Raw genomic sequence first — 15,032 nt, 5'->3', positions numbered from 1 at the left:
TAGGAATATAAATGGTAATTTTACGGTAAAACCCTATGTTTAATCCGAGTACTAAGATTATTTCCCCCTATTTTATCTTCATATAACCAGTACTAGCATTATTTTTATGAATTTAATCCAAGTACTCAGATTAAAATTCCTTAAAAAAATCACTTAATCCAAGTACTCGGAATAAACCAGCATACAAATCACACTTAATCCAATTACTCGGAATAAGCCATCACGCACAAATCACACTTAATCTAAGTACTCGGAATAAACCCGCCCCGGCACAGTAGGCAAAATAATCACCAAGTACAGCAATGTACAACAACTTCCCTTTATTTCGTCGCCAAATACTGTTCGATTAAATAAGGTCCTTTCTTTGCAGTAATATCAAGAACGTATTGAATAAAAGGGAAATCTTCATTTGGCATCATTTTTATTAGTTCACTCCACCAGTCGATTTCATAACGTGCAATCATCCCTAAGTTGTAGAGAAGTAAATAATGTAGCAAAAGTTCTGGGAAGGTGAGCAATCCATCTTTCGTTAATGGAAATGAATAATGTTCAGCTTCTAAATTGTACTTTAGCGGGACAGGTTCCCCTTTAAACTGTTCAAGTTGAAAGACAATCCGTTTTTCTTCATCCCCAACCTCATGGAAAGTAAGTGGAACGATTGACTTTGTTTGATAAAAATCGATAAAGCGATTTTTTGTCATATGAAAAGTATTTAAAATTGATTCCGATAAATAAAATTTGTCACCATTTGTCTGAACCGGTAAGAAGGTTACTTTGCCTGTAATTCGATTAAAAAGCGAAGAAAGCTCAGGAATAAACTGCAACACTTCTCCCATTTTAATCTTTTCGCCTTCCAACTGTTTCATGTGAAACAATTTGTCTGCCATTAGCGCAAACAATCCGTGTTTTTGAATTTTTACTTCATCCTCAAAAAAAGAATATTGCTGTTTTTTCCGTTTTCTTGTCGACAACCCGTGAGCCAAAACAGAAGTTGTTTCAGGGTAATTTGGATTTACAGTTAAAATACACGCTTTAATCAACTGTACTAAACCATAAAATAAAAGAATCGGTTTAATCTGTATAGGGGAGACCGCTGCTTGCTCGTAATAGATTTTTCCGTGCTCTAAATAGTACATAAATGAATAGCAGTTCTCAAAGCTCTTTTGCTCACTCTGCTCAATTTGAAGGCGTTGGTAGCATCTCTTTAAATATTCACGTGAATAATCAGCAGAAAAATAAGGAGAAAAACGATTCCAATAGCTATACATCAAGTTACAACCTCCCCTCTTTTAATTATCAGAAAAATCCAACTTAATTCATCGTCCTTGACAGTAGTTTGTCCAGTTGATAACCTACTAATAATATTTTCTTCTAAAAGGGGGTTTAATTACGATGTGGGAAAACAAATTTGCAAAAGAAGGATTAACTTTTGATGATGTATTGCTTGTACCTGCAAAATCAGAAGTATTGCCAAACGATGTTAATCTACAAGTAAATTTGACAGAAAAGATAAAATTAAACATTCCGATTATAAGTGCCGGAATGGATACCGTAACAGAAGCTGAAATGGCGATAAGTATGGCAAGACAGGGTGGTCTTGGAATTATCCACAAGAATATGACGATTGAACAACAGGCTGAACAGGTGGATAAAGTAAAAAGGTCTGAAAGTGGAGTTATCACTGATCCTTTCTTTTTAAGCCCTGAACATCAAGTGTTTGATGCTGAACATTTAATGGGAAAATACCGAATTTCGGGTGTCCCAATTGTAAATAACGAACAGGAACAGAAGCTTGTAGGGATTTTGACAAACCGTGATCTTCGTTTTATTCAAGATTACTCAATTTTAATTTCTGATGTTATGACGAAGGAAAATCTTGTTACGGCACCAGTTGGAACAACTTTAGAAGAAGCGGAAAAACTACTACAACGATATAAAATTGAGAAACTCCCACTCGTAAATGAGGAAGGCATCTTAAAAGGATTAATTACGATTAAAGACATTGAGAAAGTCATTGAGTTCCCAAATTCGGCAAAAGACGAACGCGGCCGCTTAATTGTCGGAGCTGCTGTTGGTGTAACCAAGGACACGATGCAGCGAGTAAAAGCACTAGTTGATGCACATGTGGATGTTATTGTTGTAGATACTGCTCACGGTCATTCAAAGGGTGTAATCGACACGGTGAAGGAAATTCGCCAAGCTTATCCTGAACTGGCAATTGTTGCTGGAAATGTTGCAACCGGTGAAGCAACAAAGGAATTAATCGAAGCAGGTGCAGATATAGTGAAGGTTGGGATTGGTCCTGGATCCATTTGTACGACAAGGGTGGTTGCTGGTGTCGGTGTTCCACAAATTACGGCCGTATATGATTGTGCGACAGAGGCGCGCAAACATGGCAAAGCGATCATTGCTGATGGTGGAATCAAGTACTCCGGTGATATTGTCAAAGCATTAGCTGCTGGCGGCCATACGGTTATGCTCGGCAGTATGCTTGCTGGTACGACGGAAAGCCCTGGAGAAACAGAAATCTACCAAGGGCGTCGCTTTAAAGTTTATCGTGGAATGGGTTCAGTTAGTGCGATGGAAAAAGGGTCGAAGGACCGTTATTTCCAAGAAGACAATAAGAAATTTGTTCCTGAAGGAATTGAAGGGCGCATTGCGTATAAGGGTCCACTGGCGGATACGATCTATCAACTAGTCGGTGGAATTCGTTCAGGTATGGGCTATTGTGGTTCAGCGAATCTCCAAGAATTGAGAGAAAAGTCTCAGTTCATTAAAATGACTGGAGCTGGACTAAGGGAAAGCCATCCGCATGACGTCCAAATTACGAAAGAAGCACCGAATTATTCTTCAAGCTAAGCCCTTTTTCCTAAATAAAAATTATATATATCGCTTAACAGATGGAGTACTCTTTTCTTCGTCTGTTTTTTTTATTTTGTTTATGATAAACTATACGGGTGTGATTTTGCATGGGACAATCTAGTAACATACCATTAGATAGAAATGAGCTGGAGGGAATTTTGCTTTGAAGCGTAACATTTTATTTGCGTTGTTTATTTTAACCTTTTCAACGGTTTTTTCAGGATTTATCGGTAAGGCAGAAGCAGCTGAAGATCCTCTAGGGTTAGCAGCTGAAGCAGCGATTCTTGTCGATGCCGATACAGGGAAAGTTTTATATGAAAAAAATGCTGAGGTTGTCCTTGGTGTAGCTTCCATGTCTAAAATGATGACGGAGTATTTAGTACTCGAAGCGATTCATGAAGGAAAGATTACTTGGGATCAAAATGTCAATATTAATGAATATGTTCATAAGTTATCTGCAGCTCCAGGGTTATCCAATGTCGGGCTAACTCAAGGTGAAAATTATACGGTAAAAGAACTATATGAAGCAATGGCGATTCATTCAGGAAATGCAGCCGCAGTCGCTCTTGCAGAAGTCATTGCTGGAACGGAAAAAAATTTCGTGGAAATGATGAACAACAAAGCCGAGGAATTAGGCTTAGTAGACTATAAGTTTGTCAATTCGACAGGATTAAATAATGGTTCATTGCTTGGCAATCATCCTGCTGGTTCACCTGATGAAGAAAGTGTGATGTCTGCAAGAGCGACAGCACAATTAGCATTTCATTTGCTAAAGGACTATCCTGAAGTGTTAGATACAGCTAGTCAGCCAAGATTGCCCTTCCGTGACGGCAGAACGTATGACAACTTTAATTTCATGTTGCCTACTCTTGTACATGCGTACGAAGGGATCGATGGTTTAAAAACGGGTTCAACTAATTTTGCTGGATATGGTTTTACTGCGACAGCGAAAAGAGGAGACCAGCGTTTTATTTCTGTCATTATGAAAGCGGAGACGAGAAGTATTCGTTTTACTGAAACTGAAAAGCTGTTGAATTATGGCTTTAGTAATTTTGGGAAAGAAGAGTTATTTGTAGCTGATTATCAAGTGGAAGGACATGAAACTGTTCCAGTAATAAAAGGAAAACAAGATCATGTTCCAATTGAAACGGCAGAAAACCTTGTTCTTACAATTAAAAATGGAGAAAAGGATTCATATGTTCCCAAAGTCGTTCTTGATCAGAACCTACTGAATGAGGATGGAGAAATTATCGCACCTGTTCAAAAGGGGGATATAATCGGTTATTTAACGGTTGAATATGAAGATGGTGAACCCATTTCTTTCTTGACAGAAGCAGGAAAGCAGTATGCACAAGTACCTGTGGTCGCTGGAGAGAGTGTTGATAAGGCAAATTGGTTTGTGCTTTCGATGAGAGCAATAGGTGGTTTCTTCGGAGATTTATTTGGCAGTATAGCATCAGCGGTTAAAGGGCTTTTTTAATGTAAATAAAGGAAGTATTTCGACAAAAAAACCAATATAAATAGGGTTTTCGATAAAAATCACGGTTGAAGTTTGGTCTCCTGTATTGACAGGAGACCTTTTTTATTGTTTATTTGCAGTATAGGTTTTATATATTCATATTTATTTTGTCGGTTTTTTGCGTTAAAATCTAAAAGGGAATTATTAATAATCATCAAAGAAAAAATGGGGGAAAAGAAAAATGAAAACAGGAACAGATCGCGTTAAAAGGGGAATGGCCGAAATGCAAAAAGGCGGCGTTATCATGGATGTTGTCAATGCAGAACAGGCAAAAATTGCAGAAGAGGCTGGCGCAGTCGCAGTTATGGCCTTAGAACGTGTCCCTTCAGATATTAGAGCTGTTGGTGGTGTGGCAAGAATGGCCGACCCGACAATTGTCGAAGAAGTGATGAATGCAGTCTCCATTCCAGTTATGGCAAAAGCAAGAATCGGCCATATTGTTGAAGCGAGAGTGCTTGAGGCAATGGGTGTAGACTATATTGATGAGAGTGAAGTCTTAACCCCAGCTGACGAAGAATACCATCTGTTAAAGAGTGAATTTACTGTCCCTTTCGTTTGCGGTTGCCGTGATTTAGGTGAAGCAGCGAGACGTATTGGTGAAGGTGCAGCGATGCTTCGTACAAAAGGTGAGCCTGGAACAGGAAATATCGTTGAAGCCGTTCGACATATGCGTCAAGTAAATGCACAAGTACGTAAACTTGTTACAATGGACGATGCTGAAATTATGACGGAAGCAAAACTTTTCGGAGCCCCATACGAAACATTGCTTGAAATTAAACGTCTTGGCCGTCTTCCAGTTGTAAACTTTGCTGCTGGTGGTGTGGCAACTCCCGCAGATGCAGCATTAATGATGCAACTTGGAGCGGATGGTGTATTTGTTGGTTCAGGAATTTTCAAATCAGAAAATCCTGCAAAATTTGCTCGTGCAATCGTGGAAGCGACAACTCATTACCAAGATTACAAACTTATTGCTGAACTATCGAAAAACTTAGGAACAGCAATGAAGGGGATTGAAATTTCTTCTCTTGCACCTGAAAATCGGATGCAGGATCGTGGATGGTAAGTGAGAACATGGTGAAGGTTGGTGTACTTGGTTTACAAGGAGCAATAAGAGAACATGTTCGTGCGGTTGAAGCGAGTGGTGCTGAAGCGACGGTGATAAAGTGGCCCGAACAATTAAAAGAAGTGGATGGCCTCATTATTCCTGGTGGCGAAAGCACGACGATGAGGAAATTGATTGATAAATATCAATTCATGCCACAATTAAAGCAGTTTGCTGCAGATGGAAAACCGATGTTTGGAACATGTGCAGGACTTATTTTGCTAGCGAAACGTGTTGTTGGCTATGAAGAACCTCATATTGGGGTGTTAGATGTAACGGTGGAACGAAATTCGTTTGGTCGTCAGCGTGAGAGCTTTGAAACAGATCTTGATATCAATGGCATTGCCGAAGATTTTTCAGCTGTGTTCATTCGTGCTCCGCATATTGTTGAAGCAGGAGAAAATGTCGAAGTTTTGGCAAAATGCGATGGGCGCATTGTCGCTGCACGTGAAGGTCAGTTTCTCGGCTGTTCCTTTCACCCAGAATTAACCGATGATCATCGTTTAACATCTTACTTTGTCGAAATGGTCGAAGAAGCAAAGAATAAACAGATTGTTTAAGTGGCTAAAAACCCCAGAGAGCGTTTCTCTGGGGTTTTTTGGCTTATAAAGGTGGATAATCTTATTGCAACCTGGTTATAATTGTAGTAAATTATGAGTAACAAAACCTGATATGGAAAAAAGCATTGACAGGAAATAGTAGCTTATTTTTATTCTTAAGAGAGCCGGTGGTTGGTGGAAACCGGTGGATGAAATGAGTGAATCCGTCCTCGAGCAAAAGCGTGGAAAATCGATTTGATGAGTATATGCTTTCGGTCAAGACCGTTACTTTTTTAAGAGGAAGGCATTCAATTGCTTTCAATCAGGGTGGCAACGCGGGTAACTCTCGTCCCTTTTTAGGGGGACGGGAGTTTTTTGTTTTTAGAAAAAATAAAGGAGGAGTTCCTATGTTAGATGTAAAGTTTTTAAGAGCAAATTTTGAAGAAGTGAAACAGAAATTGCAACATCGCGGCGAGGACTTATCTGATTTTGGAAAGTTTGAAGAGCTTGATGTAAGACGTCGTGAATTGCTAGTTGAGAGCGAGGCACTTAAGAGCAATCGAAATGAAGTCTCTCAACAAATTGCTGTTTTGAAAAAGGAGAAAAAAGACGCCGACGAAATGATCCGTGAAATGCGTGAGGTGGGCGAGAAAATTAAAAATCTAGATGAGGAATTAAGAGGAGTAGAAGAAACATTAGAACAACTTCTAATGAGTATTCCGAATATCCCTCATGAAACCGTTCCAGTTGGTGAGTCTGAAGATGATAATGTTGAAATCCGCCAATGGGGAGAACTCCCACAGTTTGGCTTTGAACCAAAACCGCATTGGGAAATTGCCGATATTTTAAAAGTGATTGATTTTGAAAGAGCTGGAAAAGTAACAGGAAGCCGCTTTGCTTTTTATAAAGGGTTAGGAGCAAGACTTGAACGGGCTTTAATTAGCTTTATGATGGATTTGCATGCGGATGAACATGGCTATAAGGAAGTACTTCCTCCGTATATGGTTAATCGTGCCAGCATGACAGGAACAGGTCAATTGCCGAAGTTTGAAGAAGATGCATTTAAAGTAGAAAATACCGATTATTTCCTCATTCCAACATCTGAGGTTCCGGTGACAAATTTACATCGAGATGAAATTTTAACAGGAGACGAGCTGCCAATTAAATATGTTGCTTATAGTGCAAATTTCCGCTCTGAGGCAGGTTCCGCAGGGCGCGATACGCGCGGGTTAATTCGTCAGCATCAATTTAATAAAGTGGAGCTCGTAAAATTTGTGAAGCCGGAAGATTCTTATCAAGAGTTGGAAGCACTAACAAATAATGCAGAAAAAGTCCTTCAGCTTTTAGGACTCCCATATCGCGTTATGAGCATGTGTACGGCAGATCTCGGTTTTACCGCCGCGAAAAAGTATGATATTGAAGTTTGGTTGCCAAGCTATCGGACGTATCGTGAAATTTCTTCATGTAGTAATTTCGAGGCATTTCAAGCAAGACGGGCAAATATTCGTTTCCGACGTGAGCTTAAAGGGAAACCAGAACATGTTCATACACTGAATGGTTCAGGACTTGCGGTCGGCCGTACGGTAGCAGCCATTCTTGAAAATTACCAACAAGAAGATGGAAGTGTCGTTATTCCTGAAGCACTCCGTCCTTATATGCGTAATCGTGAAATCATTCGACCACAAGATTGATATGATACCGGGCCTCGCCCGGTATTTTTTAGCTAATGGAAGGTGGAAATTTTTCGAATTGATACTTTCCTAACGCATAAGGACACAAGGCGCTTGCGCTTTTCTTATTGACTGATTATAAAATTTATGTTAAATTAGATTTTGTCGAAATGGAGGAATACCCAAGTCTGGCTGAAGGGATCGGTCTTGAAAACCGACAGGCGGGTTAAACCGCGCGGGGGTTCGAATCCCTCTTCCTCCGCCATTAATTTTAAAATGAAACATACGCGCATAAGACAATTGGAGAATTGTTTTATAGAACCTGCTGCATTTGCGGCGGTTTTTTTTTATAAAAGGCTCTGTTATAACTGAATGTTGATTTTACTATGTTTGAAAAATAAACGGATAAATTCCGGCTAAACTGGGAAATACCGATATTTCCTTAAAAATAAGGGGAGTTTTTCCGTCTATATGATCAAAATCTTTGGATTTTGGCTTATTTAGAGCAGTTAACCGGAATATCTCCGCTTATTTCCGCTTCTTAAGCTTCCACTATATACATTAGGCGGAAATTCTCCGTCTATACTACAAGAAAATCAACAATGGATAATAACTGAGCATTATAAAAAGAAAAAGACAGCTGCTTGCTGTCTTTCTTTATATTCATCATTGTTTTACGACATCGAAGTTTTCCGTAATTAATAGCCAGTTTTGCGGAAAGCTTAAGCCGAGTTTCCAATAGCTGATTCCTCGTAAACCTAACTCTTTAATTAGATTAAACTTCGCTTGAATGGAGCGAGCATCTTCAAACCAAACTTCATGTCTCTTTCCTTCTGCATCTGTATAGTAAAAGAACGGGGCTTGAGCGGTAAAATCATATTGAATTGGTACATTATACTCTGCCGCCAACTGGATAGCTTGCTGTGGGCTGACTGCTTTTGCAATTGTCCCAGGGGCAAATGGTAGTGTCCAATCATATCCATATAAATTTTGCCCCATCATAATTTTATTTGACGGCATTTCTGTTACTGCATATTCTAACACTTCACGAACAGGTCCAATCGGCGAAACGGCCATCGCCGGTCCGCCACTATAACCCCATTCGTAAGTCATAATGACAACAAAATCGACAATTTCCCCATGAGTCCGATAATCATGTGCTTCATACCAAGGTCCAGGTTGGTCGGCACGTGTTTTCGGTGCAAGTGCAGTTGAAATGAGCCAGCCTTCCTGGCGGAAACGTTCTTTTGCTTTTCTTAAGAAGTTATTATAGGCTTCACGATCTTCTGGTCGTAAGTATTCAAAATCAAAATGGATATCACGAAAGCCAACTGTTCTCGCAGTGTTTGCGATATTATTTAATAAATTGTCTTGAACAGTCATGTCGTTTAGTAAAATCCGCCCAAGTTCATCACTAAATGCATCATCTTCAAGATTCGTAATAACCATCATTAACGTATTATTATTTGCCTCTGCAATCGCAGGGAAATCATTTAACAAAGGCGGTTTTAATGAACCATCTCTTAAAGCCTGATAGCTAAATGGTGCTAAATAAGTTAAATACGGGGCAGCTTCACGAGCAGCAGTTACTAACTCTGGTGCAACTGTCGTACCCCTTGGCTCAACATAAGCATTTGTTTCAGTTGGTACTTTTGGTTGCTGTGGAATATAAAGCCTTTGGCCAATTTGAAGCGGTCGATCAATCGGAATTTGGTTAATGCGAGCTAATTCTTGAAAGGTTGTGTTAAAGCGGTTCGCAATGGAATAAAGACTATCACCAGGCTGCACCCAATAAAAGCTTCCGATAATAGGAATCACGACTGTTTGACCAACAACTAGATTATCCGGATTAGGGATTTTATTTGCCTCAACAAGCTCGGCAACAGTTGTACTATAGGCACGAGCGATCCCGGTTAATGATTCTCCTGGCTGTATGACATGAATTTGCATTGTCTTCCCTCCTGTTCGCGGTTAAACGCTACATTCATCTTATGAGGGGAGCAGAAAGGCTATGATTATTTAGTTGAAAATTCATAGGAAGGCTGGATGTTCGCTTTTAAAACTTTTTCCATCATCGTTAATGCATATTGATTATCTTCGTCACTGTTAGAGGCAGTACAATCTACGGGAACATATAAGGAATATTCACGCATATAAGCATCGTTCGCAGTAAATAGCACACAAATATTCCCTGCGATTCCTGTTAAAACGAGTGAATCGACGTTTAACTGACGTAATAACGTATTTAATGCTGTCCCATAAAAAGCGGAATGTTTTGGTTTAATTAAAAAATAATCGTTTTCATGTGGAAGCATTTGTCGGATAATGTTTTCACTTTTTCTATTCAGACAATAGGCAATAATTTTGTCTAAATCGGCTCTCCATAGATTATAATGGTCATTAATATAAATAATTGGGTCGCCGTTTTTATAGAAAAATTGCTTTAAAGATAAAATTGGCTTTGTCAGCTTAATGGTTTTTTCGGAAAGTATCTCACCGTGGTTAAATTGAAAATCATTGATCATGTCGATAATTAATAATGCTGGTTTCAATTTTCTCCTCCCCTTTCCTCTATTTTTAGGTTTGAGGAGGTACTTTAAACATTAAATGGGGGATTTGATGGGGCAAGATAAAGATGTATTTTATATGAAAGAGGCAATTGCAGAGGCCAAAAAGGCTGAACAATTAGGAGAAGTCCCGATTGGAGCAGTCGTCGTTCTAAATGGTGAGATTCTCGCAAGCGCCCATAATTTAAGGGAAACAGAACAAAGTTCCATCGCCCATGCAGAGGTTTTAGCCATTCATGAAGCATGTAAAAAGCTTGGGACATGGAGGCTTGAGGGGGCTGAGCTTTATGTAACGCTAGAGCCGTGTCCGATGTGTGCGGGAGCGATTATGCTCTCTAGAGTCAACCGCGTCGTTTATGGAGCAACTGATCCTAAAGGAGGTTGTGCAGGCACATTTATGAACATCCTCCAAGACGAACGTTTTAATCACCAGAGTGAAGTCGTAAGCGGGGTGCTTGAGGAAGAGTGTGGGTCGATGCTTTCAACGTTTTTCCGAAAGCTACGCGAACAAAAGAAACGAGCCAAAAAACTAGGGTTGGAAGAGCAGTAAACAATTAACAGCTGATAAATATTGCTTTTTACATATGGAATTAGTATACTAATTATGCGTCACTAAAGACGCAACTAAATATGGTTTCAATTTTGCCGTGCTAGTCGGGGAGGTAGCGGTGCCCTGTACCCGCAATCCGCTCTAGCGGGGATGAATCCCTTCCTGAGGCTGATAGACTGTAGGGTCTGCCTTAAGTAAGTGGTGTTGACGCCCGGGTCCTGCGCAATGGGAATCCATGAACCATGTCAGGTCCGGAAGGAAGCAGCATTAAGTGGAAGCTCCCATGTGCCGTAGGGCAGCCTGGGCCGAGCTAACTGCTTAAGTAACGCTTATGGTCGTCAGTCGACGGAAGGTGCACGGCTATTATATATAATAAAACAAACCCATTTCTTTGTGAGATGGGTTTTTTATTTTTGTGAGCAAGGCGCTTGCGCTTTTGTTTCATCCAGCTGCAGCGCCTAGGGGCTCGAGGTCATAAGCCGTTCCCTTTCAGAAGGTAAAGAACACCTTCTTACAGGGCACGTCTTATGCTTGTCGCCCCTGAGCAAGGCGCTTGCGCTTTTGTTCCAAGATAATTTTGTTAAGTTAAATTAGATGAGTTATAATAGGGAAGATAATACATAGAAGGGAGCGGTGTCATTGGCTTATCAAGCGTTATATCGTGTCTGGCGGCCTCAGCGCTTTTTTGATGTTGTCGGTCAGGAACATGTGACAACGACACTGCAAAATGCTCTGCTTCAAGAAAAAATTTCGCACGCTTATTTATTCTCTGGGCCACGTGGAACAGGGAAAACAAGTGCAGCTAAAATTTTAGCTAAAGCTGTTAACTGTGAGCGTTCTCCAGTTCGTGAGCCGTGCAATGAATGTGCATCATGCCTAGGAATTACAGATGGTTCGATCTCAGATGTTATCGAAATTGACGCTGCCTCAAACAATGGTGTGGAAGAAATAAGGGATATTCGCGACAAGGTGAAATTTGCCCCTAGTGCAGTCAAGTATAAAGTATATATTGTTGATGAGGTTCATATGCTTTCTATTGGGGCCTTTAATGCCTTATTGAAAACACTCGAAGAACCACCACGTCACGTCATTTTTATTTTAGCTACGACAGAACCTCATAAAATTCCGCTCACAATTATTTCGAGAACACAGCGCTTTGATTTCAAACGGATTACTGCCCAAGATATTGTTGGACGAATGAAATGGATTACCGAAGAAACAGGCACCGACTGCGATGAGACAGCATTGCAGGTGATTGCCCGAGCTGCAGAAGGCGGTATGCGAGATGCGCTCAGTTTGCTCGATCAAGCAATTTCTTTTAGCCAGGAACGGGTGACGATTGAGGATGCTTTAACTGTAACTGGGTCTGTTTCACAATCGTTTCTTAGTCAATTAGCAAATGCAATCCATGAAAAAAATGCAGCTGCTGGTCTTGAAGCCCTTGAGGAACTGCTCTTTCAAGGGAAAGATTCGACAAGATTCATCGAGGATTTCACTTACTTTTATCGGGATATGCTTCTATATAAAGCTGCCCCAAACCTAGAAGAGTCGATGGAACGTGTGTTGCTTGATGATGAGTTTCGGAAATTAACTGAACAAGTTTATCCAGAGGAAATCTATGCTGTAATTGAAGAATTGAATAAGACACAGCAAGAAATGCGCTGGACAAATCACCCGAGAGTGTTTTTAGAAGTAGCAATTGTGAAACTATGTCAGCTAGAAAAGCCACAATTAAGTGAGTCTCAAATTGAACCGCTTTTAAAAAGAATCGAGGAGCTCGAAGAAAAATTAGCGAACTTTGAACCGGGAGCGATGGTGCAAAGTGAACAAACTCCACAGAAAAAACCGCAGCGTGCGTCACGGAAAGGATTCCAAGCACCAGTCGGGAAAATAAATGAAGTATTGAAAAACGCAACAAAGCAGGATTTAATTGATATAAAAGGGGTTTGGGGCAAAATGCGTGAGATGTTAATTTCACGGCAAATGCGCTCCCAGGAAGCCTTATTAAATGATGCAGAACCTGTTGCTTCATCTGGCAATGCTTTAGTGATAAAATTCAAATATGAAATTCATTGTCAAATGGCGATGGAGAACGATAAATTCGCTCACACCATTGCAAGTTACCTACGTGAACAAACAGGAAAACAAATGCAAATTATTGGCATTCCGGAAGATCAATGGTTGACGATTCGTGAAAGCTTTATTAACAGTCAACATCAAAGTTCTTCAGGAATGAGTAGCGGAGAAGAAGAAGATCCACTCGTATCAGAGGCGAAAAAATTGTTTGGCGAAGAACTAATTCAAATACAAGATTAATGGAGGTACGTACACATGCGTGGAATGGGTAATATGCAAAATATGATGAAACAAATGCAAAAAATGCAAAAGCAAATGGCACAAGCACAGGAAGAATTAGGTGAAAAAAGAATCGAAGGAACAGCTGGGGGCGGAATGGTTACCGTAATTGTTACCGGACATAAAGAAATTGTTGATGTACAAATTAAAGAAGAGGTCGTCGATCCAGAAGATGTAGAAATGCTACAAGATTTAGTACTTGCTGCAACGAATGATGCATTAAAGAAAGCGGAAGAATTAACGAATTCAACAATGGGACAATTCACTAAAGGAATGAACCTTCCAGGGATGTTCTAGGGGGAAAAAAAAGAATGCATTATCCTGAACCGATATCAAAGCTGATTGACAGCTTTATGAAGTTGCCAGGTATTGGCCCGAAAACGGCCGCTCGTCTGGCTTTTTTTGTTCTAAGCATGAAGGAAGATACTGTCCTTGATTTTGCAAAAGCATTAATTAATGCGAAACGGAACCTAAGTTATTGTTCCGTGTGTGGCCATATTACTGACCAAGACCCATGTTATATTTGTAACGATGAACGACGTGACAAAACGACTATATGTGTTGTTCAAGATCCTAAGGATGTCATCGCAATGGAGAAGATGAAAGAATACAATGGTCTTTATCATGTCCTCCATGGCTCGATTTCTCCAATGGATGGAATTGGTCCAGAGGATATTAATATTCCAGATTTGCTTAAACGACTTCAAGATGAAACCATTCAAGAAGTGATTATGGCGACAAATCCGAACATTGAAGGGGAAGCAACAGCGATGTATATTTCCCGCTTGTTAAAACCATCAGGAATCAAAGTTACAAGAATTGCCCACGGTCTCCCAGTTGGCGGAGATCTTGAGTATGCGGATGAAGTGACACTTTCGAAAGCATTGGAAGGGCGAAGGGAAGTCTAAGTACGCAGGAGGGCAAGTCATGTTATTTCGTAAAAAGAAAAAACTAAGAAAAGAATTTGATGAAAAACTGATTGCTCAACATAATCAATTAAAATCAGAGTGGATGAATAAAAAATCCTTACTCGAAAAAAGCTTTGATGTATCAGGAGAATTTGTTGCTGAAGCAAAGCTGGCAGAGGCTAAATACTTCTATCTTTTTAAAGAAGTAAAAGAAAGAGGGATTTCTGTAAAAGGAAAGTAAACAACCTAAGCCGTTCTTTTTTATGAAACTTGTTCATAAAATAGGTACAAGTCTAAAAAAGGAGGGCTAGGATTGGATCCATCTATTATTATTGCGATAATAAGTGGTTTAGTGATTATTATGATGTTTGTTGGAACTCCACTAAAGTCAGTGCGTTTTATTGGGCAAGGAGTTATAAAAGTTCTTATCGGAGCCCTATTTTTATTCTTCCTCAATGCTTTAGGAGCAAATATGGGGATTTACGTACCTATTAATCTAGTAACAGCAACTATTTCTGGGTTATTAGGGATACCCGGTGTCTTTGCATTAGTCGTCATTGAAACATGGGTTATTTAAATCATTTGTAAAACTGCTGATGCTTTTCAGTAGTTTTTTTATTTTGTTGTTGACACATTTAAATACAGGTGGTATTCTAATTAACGTCGCTGATGAAACAGCAACACTGAAATAAATTAGATGTTAAAAAAGTTGTTGACATACTAATAACAACATGATATATTAATAAAGTCGTTTTGAACGACATCGCTCTTTGAAAACTAAACAAACAAGCGTCAACAAAAAAACAATTTTGTGTTTCTTCTATAATGAAGAACACAAGCCAACGTTTTATTTTATGAGCTTAATCACTCAACAATTTATTGGAGAGTTTGATCCTGGCTCAGGACGAACGCTGGCGGCGTGCCTAATACATGCAAGTCGAGCGAATCTTTAAAAGCTTG

At 39.8% G+C, this 15,032-nt stretch carries 14 protein-coding genes, 1 tRNA gene, 1 rRNA gene, 1 other RNA gene and 1 other annotated feature; of the genes, 14 read left to right on the top strand and 3 right to left on the bottom strand.

Features of this window, described 5'->3' with window-relative positions; genetic code table 11:
- Positions 1-320 precede the first annotated feature (320 nt).
- Entirely contained in the window at positions 321-1,268 is a 948-nt protein-coding gene (locus GNT69_RS24945; protein ID WP_343206562.1) for a YaaC family protein, read from the bottom strand.
- A gap of 124 nt (positions 1,269-1,392) precedes the next feature.
- Between GNT69_RS24945 and guaB the strand changes: the two genes are divergently transcribed.
- The 6 genes from guaB to GNT69_RS24915 all read left to right on the top strand — a co-directional run bounded on the left by guaB (position 1,393) and on the right by GNT69_RS24915 (position 7,957).
- The gene (guaB, locus tag GNT69_RS24940) at positions 1,393-2,859 is read left to right on the top strand and encodes an IMP dehydrogenase (RefSeq protein WP_203557683.1); all 1,467 of its coding nucleotides are present in this window, start codon (positions 1,393-1,395) and stop codon (positions 2,857-2,859) included.
- Between the two features lie 166 nt (positions 2,860-3,025).
- Entirely contained in the window at positions 3,026-4,342 is a 1,317-nt protein-coding gene (locus GNT69_RS24935; RefSeq protein WP_203557682.1) for a D-alanyl-D-alanine carboxypeptidase family protein, read from the top strand.
- A 220-nt stretch (positions 4,343-4,562) separates the two neighbouring features.
- Positions 4,563-5,444 carry a pyridoxal 5'-phosphate synthase lyase subunit PdxS gene (gene pdxS, locus GNT69_RS24930; RefSeq protein ID WP_203557681.1) on the top strand — a complete coding sequence of 294 codons (882 nt, stop codon included), beginning with the start codon at positions 4,563-4,565 and terminating at the stop codon, positions 5,442-5,444.
- Between the two features lie 8 nt (positions 5,445-5,452).
- Positions 5,453-6,043: a pyridoxal 5'-phosphate synthase glutaminase subunit PdxT gene (gene pdxT / locus GNT69_RS24925; RefSeq protein ID WP_203557686.1), complete on the top strand. Its 591-nt coding sequence runs from the start codon at positions 5,453-5,455 to the stop codon at positions 6,041-6,043.
- Between the two features lie 116 nt (positions 6,044-6,159).
- Positions 6,160-6,379 (top strand) — a binding site (T-box leader).
- Between the two features lie 50 nt (positions 6,380-6,429).
- On the top strand, positions 6,430-7,713 hold the full coding sequence (gene serS / locus GNT69_RS24920; protein WP_203557680.1) for a serine--tRNA ligase: 1,284 nt from the start codon (positions 6,430-6,432) through the stop codon (positions 7,711-7,713).
- A 151-nt stretch (positions 7,714-7,864) separates the two neighbouring features.
- Positions 7,865-7,957 (top strand) — tRNA-Ser (locus tag GNT69_RS24915).
- Between the two features lie 401 nt (positions 7,958-8,358).
- Here the strand turns inward: GNT69_RS24915 and GNT69_RS24910 are convergent.
- Both GNT69_RS24910 and GNT69_RS24905 read right to left on the bottom strand, forming a co-directional pair.
- Entirely contained in the window at positions 8,359-9,642 is a 1,284-nt protein-coding gene (locus GNT69_RS24910; protein ID WP_203557679.1) for a glycoside hydrolase family 18 protein, read from the bottom strand.
- 65 nt (positions 9,643-9,707) lie between these two features.
- Complete coding sequence (locus GNT69_RS24905) at positions 9,708-10,244, bottom strand: cysteine hydrolase family protein (protein WP_275411288.1); 537 nt, start codon at positions 10,242-10,244, stop codon at positions 9,708-9,710.
- Between the two features lie 67 nt (positions 10,245-10,311).
- Between GNT69_RS24905 and tadA the strand changes: the two genes are divergently transcribed.
- The 8 genes from tadA to GNT69_RS24865 form a co-directional block, all read left to right on the top strand.
- Positions 10,312-10,809 (top strand): tRNA adenosine(34) deaminase TadA, encoded by a 498-nt coding sequence (gene tadA, locus GNT69_RS24900; protein WP_203557678.1) that lies wholly within the window; start codon positions 10,312-10,314, stop codon positions 10,807-10,809.
- Between the two features lie 95 nt (positions 10,810-10,904).
- Positions 10,905-11,169, top strand: an RNA gene (gene ffs / locus GNT69_RS24895) — signal recognition particle sRNA large type.
- A 279-nt stretch (positions 11,170-11,448) separates the two neighbouring features.
- Positions 11,449-13,125 (top strand): DNA polymerase III subunit gamma/tau, encoded by a 1,677-nt coding sequence (dnaX, locus tag GNT69_RS24890; RefSeq protein WP_203557677.1) that lies wholly within the window; start codon positions 11,449-11,451, stop codon positions 13,123-13,125.
- Between the two features lie 15 nt (positions 13,126-13,140).
- Positions 13,141-13,461 (top strand): YbaB/EbfC family nucleoid-associated protein, encoded by a 321-nt coding sequence (locus tag GNT69_RS24885; RefSeq protein WP_203557676.1) that lies wholly within the window; start codon positions 13,141-13,143, stop codon positions 13,459-13,461.
- A 14-nt stretch (positions 13,462-13,475) separates the two neighbouring features.
- Entirely contained in the window at positions 13,476-14,072 is a 597-nt protein-coding gene (recR, locus tag GNT69_RS24880; RefSeq protein WP_203557675.1) for a recombination mediator RecR, read from the top strand.
- Between the two features lie 19 nt (positions 14,073-14,091).
- A complete protein-coding gene (locus GNT69_RS24875) occupies positions 14,092-14,313 on the top strand; it encodes a YaaL family protein (RefSeq protein WP_203557674.1) in 222 nt (73 codons plus the stop codon).
- 72 nt (positions 14,314-14,385) lie between these two features.
- Positions 14,386-14,649, top strand: a complete 264-nt coding sequence (locus tag GNT69_RS24870; RefSeq protein WP_203557673.1) for a pro-sigmaK processing inhibitor BofA family protein — start codon at positions 14,386-14,388, stop codon at positions 14,647-14,649.
- A gap of 299 nt (positions 14,650-14,948) precedes the next feature.
- Positions 14,949-15,032 (top strand): 16S ribosomal RNA (locus GNT69_RS24865); the annotation flags it as partial.

Source organism: Bacillus sp. B15-48, assembly GCF_016879755.1.
In the GTDB taxonomy this organism is placed as follows: domain Bacteria; phylum Bacillota; class Bacilli; order Bacillales; family Cytobacillaceae; genus Mesobacillus_B.
This window is presented reverse-complemented; position numbering and strand designations above follow the sequence as displayed.